This is a genomic window from Luteitalea sp., from assembly GCF_022842525.1.
GTDB lineage: Bacteria > Acidobacteriota > Vicinamibacteria > Vicinamibacterales > Vicinamibacteraceae > Luteitalea.
The window spans coordinates 1-8,228 of the sequence record NZ_JALHPM010000235.1; the positions used below are offsets into that span (position 1 = coordinate 1).

Sequence of the window (8,228 nt, forward strand, 5' to 3'; positions counted from 1 at the left end):
GCGGGAACGGCAGCCGGGGCGGCCGGCGCCGGGGGGGCGGACGGCTGGGCCGGCGGCTGGGCGGCCAGCCCGGTCGGACCCGCGAGCGCGATGCAGAGGGTAAGCAGAATCGTTCGCATGAGCACGAAGACCCCGGCCGGCGCGTGAGCACCGCCGGGGTCTGCTGAAATCAGGACGACGTCGACGCTACATGCCGCCGAGCGTCATGACGTTGGTCAGCGGCACGGCCGCGTTGAGCCCCTTGTCGTTGATGAGCGTCTGGAGCTCGTCCACGAGCGTCTTGGCCTCGGTCGGGAAGACCTCGAACAGAAGCATGCCCGGGCTGTATTCCTGGCCCTTGGCGATCGGGCTCACGAGCAGCACGTAGTTGATCGTGCCGTCGCCGGCGGGCGACGTCGACTTCATGAGCCGCATGCCCTCGGCCTGCGCCTTGCGCTCGGGCACGGTGCTCTTGGCCATGGCTTCCTTCACACGGCCGAAGAACTGCTCGAACTTGGCACTGCTGTCGCCCTTGACCGCGTAGAACCACACGACGGCGTCGGCATTGTCGAAGGTCAGCTGTGGTTTGGCCGGTGCCGCCGGAGCGGCCGGGGCCGCAGGCTGCGCCGCATCGGCGGCCGGAGCTTGCGCCAGTGCTGGCGTGCTCACCATCAGACTGCTGACCATCAGTACGGCGGCGCCCAGGGCCACCCGCGTGCCCGCACGACGTGCGGCCCGCGCCTCCATCAACGAACGCATAGCAAGCTCCTCCAACTCCGAAACAGGGGTGGTGATTCCGGCGCCTACTGTACCGTAAACGCCCTCCCGAACAAACCTCATACGAAGACCTGCATCACTTCGTTTGCGAGGAGCATGCCACGACGCGTGAGCCGCATTCGGCCCGTCTCCCGCACCAGCAGGCCAGCCTCGACCGCAGGGGCGAGGGACGATCCGTAGCGACTCCAGACATCCTGACCGAAACGTGCCCGGTACGCGCCGGTGTCGATGCCCTCGGTCAAACGCAGCCCCATGAACAGCGCCTCGGCCAGTTGCGCCTCCGGATCGAGACGCCGGGCTTCGGCGACAGGATCGGCCCCGGCGGCGACGCGATCGACGTAGGCGCGGGTATCGGCCACATGCTTCCAGCGGCGCCCGTCACGGGACCCGTGCGCCCCGCAGCCGAAGGCCAGCCAGCCCGAGTCCCGCCAGTACTTCAGGTTGTGGCGGCTCTCGCGACCCGGTCGGGCCACGTTCGAAATCTCGTACTGGTGCAGCCCGGCGGCCTCGAGCTGGTCCATCGCCGCCTCGTACATGTCGGCCGCATCGTCGTCGGGGGTCTGCGACCACTGCTCGCGCGCCATCAGTTCCTGCAAGGGCGCGTTCGGATAGAGCTCGAGGAGGTAGAGCGACGCGTGGTCGGGGGCGGCGTCGATCAAGGCGCCGACCGACTGGAGCCACTGCGCGACGCTCTGGCCCGGCAGCCACATCATCAGGTCGAGGCTGACATTGTCGATCCCGGCGGCACGCGCCTCGCGCACGGCCTGCCGGGCGCGATCGGCGTCGTGGAGGCGACCGAGGCGACGCAGCTCGTCGTCCAGGAACGACTGCACGCCGAACGACATGCGGGTGACGCCGGCGGCGCGGAAGCCGGTGAGCCGGGCGACATCCACCGTCTCGGGATTGGCCTCCATGGTGACCTCGGCATCGGCGGTCACCCGGAAGGCCGCGCCGCAGGCCTCCAGCACTCGCGCGATTTCGTGCGGCTCGAGCAGGGAGGGCGTGCCGCCGCCGAAGTAGATCGTGTCCACCGCGACTGGCTCGGCTTCACGCGTGATGTGGGTGATCAGGGCGTCGACGTAGGCCGTCTTCAGCGCGGCGTCCATCAGCCCGCGGTTGAAGTTGCAGTAGTGGCAGATGGCGCTGCAGAACGGAACGTGGATGTAGACGCCGAGCGGCTCGGGCACGAGCGTCAGCGGCGGGTGCCGGCGCGCCCGCCGGGCCACTTGAGCTCCGGGGCTGCCGTGCCGGGTGTGCGATCGCCGTCGCGCAGCTTCGCGCGCATCGGGGCGCTCGCCTTGATGGGCAGCGAGGGGGGGCCGCCCTGCTTCTTGCGCTTGCGCCACAGGGCGACGAGGTCCTCTTCGCCGCCGTTGGCGGGCAGCTCGCGGAAGTCGCCGCCATCGAGGTCGAGGAACTCGCACATCTCGTGCAGCCGTGACCGCATGCGGAAGCCGATGCGGAACAGCAACGAGTCCGGCGTGGCGCCTTCCGGGTCGTCCACGTAGTTGGACGTGAACAGCGTGAGTCGCTTCTCGCTGTAGCGGGTGTTGACGATCAGGTTCAGGGTCTCGTCCACCCACTCGGACGCCTTCTCGGCCCCGAGGTCGTCGAGCACGAGGACGTCGGCCGTCATCACCGGACGCAACACGTCGCGCTCGGTCTCGCGCACGAGCGGGTCGTAGGTGCTGCGGATGACGCGCAGCAGATCGCGCGTGTCGTAGAACACGCCGCGCGCGCCCTTCTCCTGCACGAGCGTGCGCAGGATGGCGACGGCGAGATGCGTCTTGCCGACGCCCGGGGGGCCGAGGAGGAACAGCCCGCGATCGGCGACGGGATAGCGCTGCACGAGCGTGCGCGCCGACATCAAGGCGCGCTCGAGCGACTCGTTGCCGTAGGTGAGGAACGCCGAGAAGTCGCAGTGCTGATAGCGACGCGGGATGCGCGAGTCGTGACGGCGCCGCGACGCGGCGGCAGTGCGCCAGCAGTCACACCGGGTCACACGACGTTCGCCGTCGTGCTCCACCGTCTTCCAACCCGTTCCATTGCAGATGCTGCAGGCCACGTCCAAGGGATCGGCATGATAGCGCGAAGGGCGCGCCGCGGCAGCCGAACGCCGGGCGAAGGTGTGTCAATCGTCGGTATCGGTGGGCGAAGGCGCGTCCGTCGGGGGCCGCACGAACGAGGCGGGACCACTCTTGACCATCGCCGTGGACAGGCGCTGCTCCCAGTCGCCGAGGCCTCGCACCATTTCCTGCTTGACGTAGCCCATGAACTCGTTGACCTCGTGCTGCATCTGTGCCATGCGCTCGCGCAGGTTGAGGATGATCTCGACACCGGCGAGGTTGACGCCGAGCTCGCGCGTCAGCGTGAGGATGGTCTCGAGCCGCTCCAGGTCTTCATCCGAGTAGAGGCGGGTGTTGCCGTCGGTGCGTGACGGACGGAGCAGGCCCTCGCGTTCGTAGAGCCGCAACGTCTGCGGGTGGATGTTGTAGCGCTGCGCCACCGCGCTGATCATGTAGAGCGCCTTGCCTGGACGACGTGTGGACATCGCTCACCCTTCCGTCTTCTCGCTGACGTCCACCGCCGTCGTCGCGGTCGCGACCTCGGCAGACCACCTCGCGGTGGACGCAGCCGCATCGCCGGTGCGCCATGCCGCGCGCACGTCCTCGGGATGCAATCGCGCGAACTCCTGCATCAACTGACGTCCACGGGCGTCGATCACCGGCGGCAGCACCAGCTGCACCTCGATGACCAGGTCGCCGCGCGGTCCACGGCGCGATGGCACCCCCCGTTCACGCAGGCGGAGCCGTTGTCCGGACTGCACACCGGGCGGCACCCGCACGGACACCACACCGTCGACGGTCGGCACCGCGATGCGTGCCCCGAGCACGGCTTCATGCACGGCCACCGGCAGCGTCATGTGCAGATCGCTGCCGTGCCGCGTCAGCCGCGCATCCGGTGCCACGCGCACCCGAAGGTGCAGGTCCCCGGGCGCCCCGCCCCGATGCCCGGCATGCCCGTCGCCGGGCTGTACCAGCAGATCGCCATCGGCGAGGCCCGGCGGCAGGGCCACGCTGACCGACTGCGTCATCTCGTGGTGACCGTGCCCGTGACACCCGTGACACGGGCGCTGGCCGACCAGGCCCGCGCCCTGACAGGCCTCGCAGGCGCGCACGAACACCATGTGCCCTCGGCCCAACCGCACCTGCCCGGAGCCCCCGCAAGGCTGACAGCGGACCGGCGCCGCATCGAGGACCCCGAGCCCGCGACACAGACGGCAGGCCACGCGACGGGACACCTCGATCTGCCGGACGGCGCCGTGCAGCACCTCCGCCAGCGTGATGACGATCTCGGCGTGGACATCGGTGCCTCGCAGGCTCCCGGGACCACCCGTCGCGGCCTGCCGGAAGACGTCCACGAAGAGGTCCCCGAACGTGGACGCCTGCGCGCCATGCACGGCGAGCGAGAAATCGAAGCCGGCAAACGAGGCGGGCGCCGCCGCCGGTGGCGGCGCCATCGCCCCTGACGCGTCGTACGAGCGCCGCCGCACGGGATCCACCAGTGTCTCGAAGGCGGCGGTGATGGCCGCGTATCGCTGCGCGGCCTCGGCGTTGCCGGGGTTCAGATCGGGATGCCAGCGGCGCGCCAGGCGGCGGTACGCCCGTCGCACTTGCGCCTCCGACGCATCCCGATCGAGTCCCAGCAGGTCGTACGGCGACATCGTCTACTTCTCGTCGACAACCTCGGCGTCAATCACCTCGCCGTCGACCGGCGCGCCAGGTCCGGCGCCACCCCCAGAGCCCTCGGCCGTGCCCGACTGCTGGGACTGCTTGTACAACGCCTCGGCGGCCTTGCCCTGGGCCTGGATCAACTGCTCGACGGCCTTGTCGATGGCCGCCGTGTCCTCACCCTCGAGCGCCGTCCGCACGGCCGCGATCGCCTCGGTCACCGGCTGCTTGTCGGCGTCGGTCAGCTTGTCGCCGGCGTCGGCCAGCATGCGCTCGGCCTGGTAGGCCGCCTGCTCCGCCTTGTTGCGCGTCTCGATCTGCTCGCGACGCTTGCGGTCTTCCTCGGCATGCAGCTCGGCGTCCTTCATCATCTTGTCGACCTCGTCCTTGCTGAGGCCGCTCGACCCGGTGATGGTGATCTTCTGTTCCTTGCTGGTGGCGCGATCCTTGGCCGAGACGTTGACGACGCCGTTGGCATCGATGTCGAACGTGACCTCGATCTGCGGCACGCCGCGCGGCGCCGGCGGGATGCCGTCCAGGTGGAACTTGCCGAGGCTCTTGTTGTCGCGCGCCATCTGGCGCTCGCCCTGGAGCACGTGCACTTCCACGCTCGGCTGGCTGTCGGAGGCCGTCGAGAACACCTCGCTCTTGCGCGTCGGGATCGTCGTGTTGCGATCGATGAGGCGCGTCATGATGCCCCCGAGCGTCTCGATGCCGAGCGACAGCGGCGTCACGTCGAGGAGCAGCAGGTCCTTGACCTCGCCGGTGAGCACGCCGGCCTGCACCGCGGCGCCGATCGCCACGACCTCGTCCGGGTTGACGCTCTTGTTCGGTTCCTTGCCGAACAGCTCCTTGACCAGCTGCTGCACGCGCGGCGTGCGCGTCGACCCGCCGACGAGCACCACTTCGTCCACCTCGGACGGCTGCAGGCCGGCATCCTTCAGGGCCTGGCGCGTCGGGCCGAGCGCCCGCTGCAGGAGGTCCTCGACGAGCGACTCGAACTTGGCCCGCGACAGCTGCAGCGACAGGTGCTTCGCGCCCGAGGCATCGGCCGTGATGAACGGCAGGCTGATGTCGGTCTGCATCGTGCTCGACAGCTCGATCTTGGCCTTCTCGGCCGCCTCGCGCAGGCGCTGCAGGGCCATGCGGTCCTTCGAGAGGTCGATGCCTTCCTGCTTCTTGAACTCGGCGATGATCCACTCGATGACGCGCTGATCGAGGTTGTCGCCACCAAGGTGCGTGTCGCCGTTGGTGGACTTCACCTCGACCACGCCCTCGCCCACCTCGAGGATCGAGATGTCGAAGGTGCCGCCGCCGAAGTCGAAGACGGCGATGGTCTGGTCGCCCTTCTTGTCGAGCCCATAGGCCAGCGCCGCGGCCGTGGGCTCGTTGACGATGCGACGGACCTCGAGCCCGGCGATGCGCCCGGCTTCGATGGTGGCCTGCCGCTGCGCGTCGTTGAAGTACGCCGGCACGGTGATGACGGCCTGCGTGACCGATTGCCCGAGGTACTCCTCGGCGGCCTGCTTCAACTTCTGCAGCACCATCGCCGACACCTGCGGCGGGGCCCACTTCGTGCCCCCCGCATCGATGCGCACATCGTCGCCTTCCTTGACGACGTGATAGGGCACGAGCTTCATCTCGTCGCTGACTTCCTCGAAGCGACGCCCCATGAAGCGCTTGATCGAATAGACGGTGTTCTCGGCGTTGGTCGCGGCCTGGCGCTTGGCGACCTGGCCGACGAGACGCTCGCCGGATTTGGTGAAGGCCACGACCGACGGTGTCAGGCGGCTGCCTTCGGGATTCGTGATGACGGTGGGTTCGCCACCCTCCATGACCGCGACGACGGAGTTGGTCGTCCCGAGGTCGATACCAATGACTTTGCTCATGACGTCTGCCCCTCTGCGTAAGCAATGGGCCCGTCCGTGGGTACGTTCCCTCGGCAGCCCTTCATAACGTTGGCATCATAAAACCTGCGTACGACAATGTCAACCACACACCATTACTTCGCCCTTTCCCCCTCGCCCTTCCCCCTTCCCTTTGCCCTTTCTTCCCTCCCCCCTGTCCCTTCCGTCCTCCCTCCGTCCTCCCTCCTCTGCTCCTCCGTCCTCGTCCGGGGTGTTCTCCCACCCCGTCCCAGCCGTTGCTTCAAGTGGCGAGTCCTATACTCGACCCGCCATGACCGGTCTCGCCGCGATGCCTGAGCGTCCGGTCCCGAAAGGAACGACATGAACGTGCAGGTCCTTGCTCGCGCGCTGGCCGTGGTGGTGGCGCTCGGAGTGCCGGCGCTCGGCAGCGCCCAACCTGAGGCCGCTGGCCCTCTGCCGGACCAGGCCGTCCAGCCCGGCGAGCCGCCGCCGCACCTGATTCGGCTCGAGGGGTCGGGCGCCCAGGTCGTGCGGGACGGCACGGCGCTCGCGCTGGAGCCGGGCGACCCCGTGCTCTTTGGCGACCGGGTGGACATCGGGGCGGCCTACGGTCAGGTGCTCTGGAGCGAGGGGTCGCGTGTCGCCCTCGATCACGGCGGCCGTCTCGAGGCGCTGGCGCCCGACCTGCTGGCGCTGACGGCCGGTCGCGCCTTCGTCCAGCGACCGGCGTCGGCCACCGCGACGCTCCGGGTCGATACCCCGGCGGGATCGTTCGTGCTGGCGCCCGGCGGTGACTACCGGCTCACCATCGACGGGGAAGAGACCACGCTCGGGGTGACCCGGGGGCAGGCCGAGGTCCAGACGGGGATGGGCGCGCAGACGGTGGCCGCGGGCCAGCAGATCGCCGTGCGCGACGGGTTGACCCCGGAGGCGCCTCGGCGCTTCAACGCGGCCGGCTACGACAGCTTCATCGCGTGGGCGAGCGCGCCGGCCGGCGCACCGGCGGCGGGCGCCCCGCTCGACACGTTCCAGGATCCGCGCTTCGAGGCCTACTCGGACGTCTTCAACCGCGAAGGCGCGTGGGAGACGGACCCGCAGCTCGGCGCCGTGTGGTTCCCGACCGTGGGCGCCGACTGGCGTCCCTATGCCGACGGCTACTGGCAGGCCTACGGCCCGCAGAGTCAATGGCTCTGGGTCGGCCGCGATGCCTGGAGCTGGCCGACGCACCACTTCGGCCGCTGGGGCGTCAACGGGCGTGGCCGGTGGTACTGGACGCCCGGGCGGGAGTGGGCGCCGGCCTGGGTTTCGTGGAGTGTGGGCCCCGGCTACATCGGCTGGACGCCGCTGGGATCGCAGAACCGCCCGGTGTCCAGCTGGGACAGCGTCGCGCAGCGCCGCGGCGTCTACCCGGGCGGCACGCTCGACCCGTCACGCGCGTGGACGGTGATTCCGTCGGACCGCTTCGGCGAGCGCGATCGCATGCGACTCCATGCCGTGGATCCGCGCACGCTGGACAACCTCTCGGCCTTCGTGTCGCAGCGCACGGGTCCCCCGGGCCGGTACGGCCCCGGCCGGGGCGGCGCCGGCGCGTACGGCTACGGCGCCGGGGGCACGCGTCCCTACGGCGCGGGTGGGGGCACGGCGGTCTACGGGCCGGGTGGGTACTACGGCGGCGTGCGGTCGCGCACGGGCGACGACACCACGGGTGAGCTTCGCCGTGGCGTCGGCCCGACGCGTGTGGGACCGCCGGCTCCCGGCTACGGCGGCCCGACGCCCCCGCCCGAAGACCCCTACGAGCGCGCCCAGCGGGCCGTCGCGCCGCGCAGTCCGCAGCGGGCTCCGCGCCCCACGACGTCGGGGAGCGGCGCCGGGA

General features: G+C 70.0%; 7 protein-coding genes. 1 reads left to right on the plus strand and 6 read right to left on the minus strand.

All coding sequences use genetic code 11. The features are described from left to right. Window positions 1-186 precede the first annotated feature (186 nt). The 6 genes from Q0C41_RS27700 to dnaK all read right to left on the minus strand — a co-directional run bounded on the left by Q0C41_RS27700 (window position 187) and on the right by dnaK (window position 6,376). Window positions 187-738, minus strand: coding sequence for a hypothetical protein (locus tag Q0C41_RS27700; RefSeq protein WP_291989591.1), 552 nt, complete (start codon window positions 736-738; stop codon window positions 187-189). Window positions 739-815: 77 nt separating this feature from the next. Beyond that, window positions 816-1,943 carry a radical SAM family heme chaperone HemW gene (hemW, locus tag Q0C41_RS27705; protein WP_291989593.1) on the minus strand — a complete coding sequence of 376 codons (1,128 nt, stop codon included), beginning with the start codon at window positions 1,941-1,943 and terminating at the stop codon, window positions 816-818. Window positions 1,944-1,948: 5 nt separating this feature from the next. Next, window positions 1,949-2,758 (minus strand): ATP-binding protein, encoded by an 810-nt coding sequence (locus Q0C41_RS27710; RefSeq protein WP_291989595.1) that lies wholly within the window; start codon window positions 2,756-2,758, stop codon window positions 1,949-1,951. 129 nt (window positions 2,759-2,887) lie between these two features. Then, entirely contained in the window at window positions 2,888-3,307 is a 420-nt protein-coding gene (locus tag Q0C41_RS27715; protein ID WP_291989597.1) for a helix-turn-helix transcriptional regulator, read from the minus strand. Between the two features lie 3 nt (window positions 3,308-3,310). Further along, window positions 3,311-4,480, minus strand: coding sequence for a DnaJ C-terminal domain-containing protein (locus Q0C41_RS27720; RefSeq protein ID WP_291989599.1), 1,170 nt, complete (start codon window positions 4,478-4,480; stop codon window positions 3,311-3,313). A gap of 3 nt (window positions 4,481-4,483) precedes the next feature. Continuing rightward, a complete protein-coding gene (gene dnaK, locus Q0C41_RS27725; RefSeq protein WP_291989602.1) occupies window positions 4,484-6,376 on the minus strand; it encodes a molecular chaperone DnaK in 1,893 nt (630 codons plus the stop codon). 339 nt (window positions 6,377-6,715) lie between these two features. On the opposite strand from dnaK, the gene Q0C41_RS27730 reads away from it, so the two are divergent. Further along, on the plus strand, window positions 6,716-8,228 hold a 1,513-nt coding region (locus tag Q0C41_RS27730; RefSeq protein WP_291989604.1), incomplete at its 3' end, for a DUF6600 domain-containing protein.

Coding starts and splice junctions, on each gene's coding strand:
- Q0C41_RS27715 (WP_291989597.1), bottom strand. CDS start 3,307: ATGTCCACACGTCGTCCAGGCAAGGCGCTCTACATGATCAGCGCGGTG.
- dnaK (WP_291989602.1), bottom strand. CDS start 6,376: ATGAGCAAAGTCATTGGTATCGACCTCGGGACGACCAACTCCGTCGTC.
- Q0C41_RS27700 (WP_291989591.1), bottom strand. CDS start 738: ATGCGTTCGTTGATGGAGGCGCGGGCCGCACGTCGTGCGGGCACGCGG.
- Q0C41_RS27720 (WP_291989599.1), bottom strand. CDS start 4,480: ATGTCGCCGTACGACCTGCTGGGACTCGATCGGGATGCGTCGGAGGCG.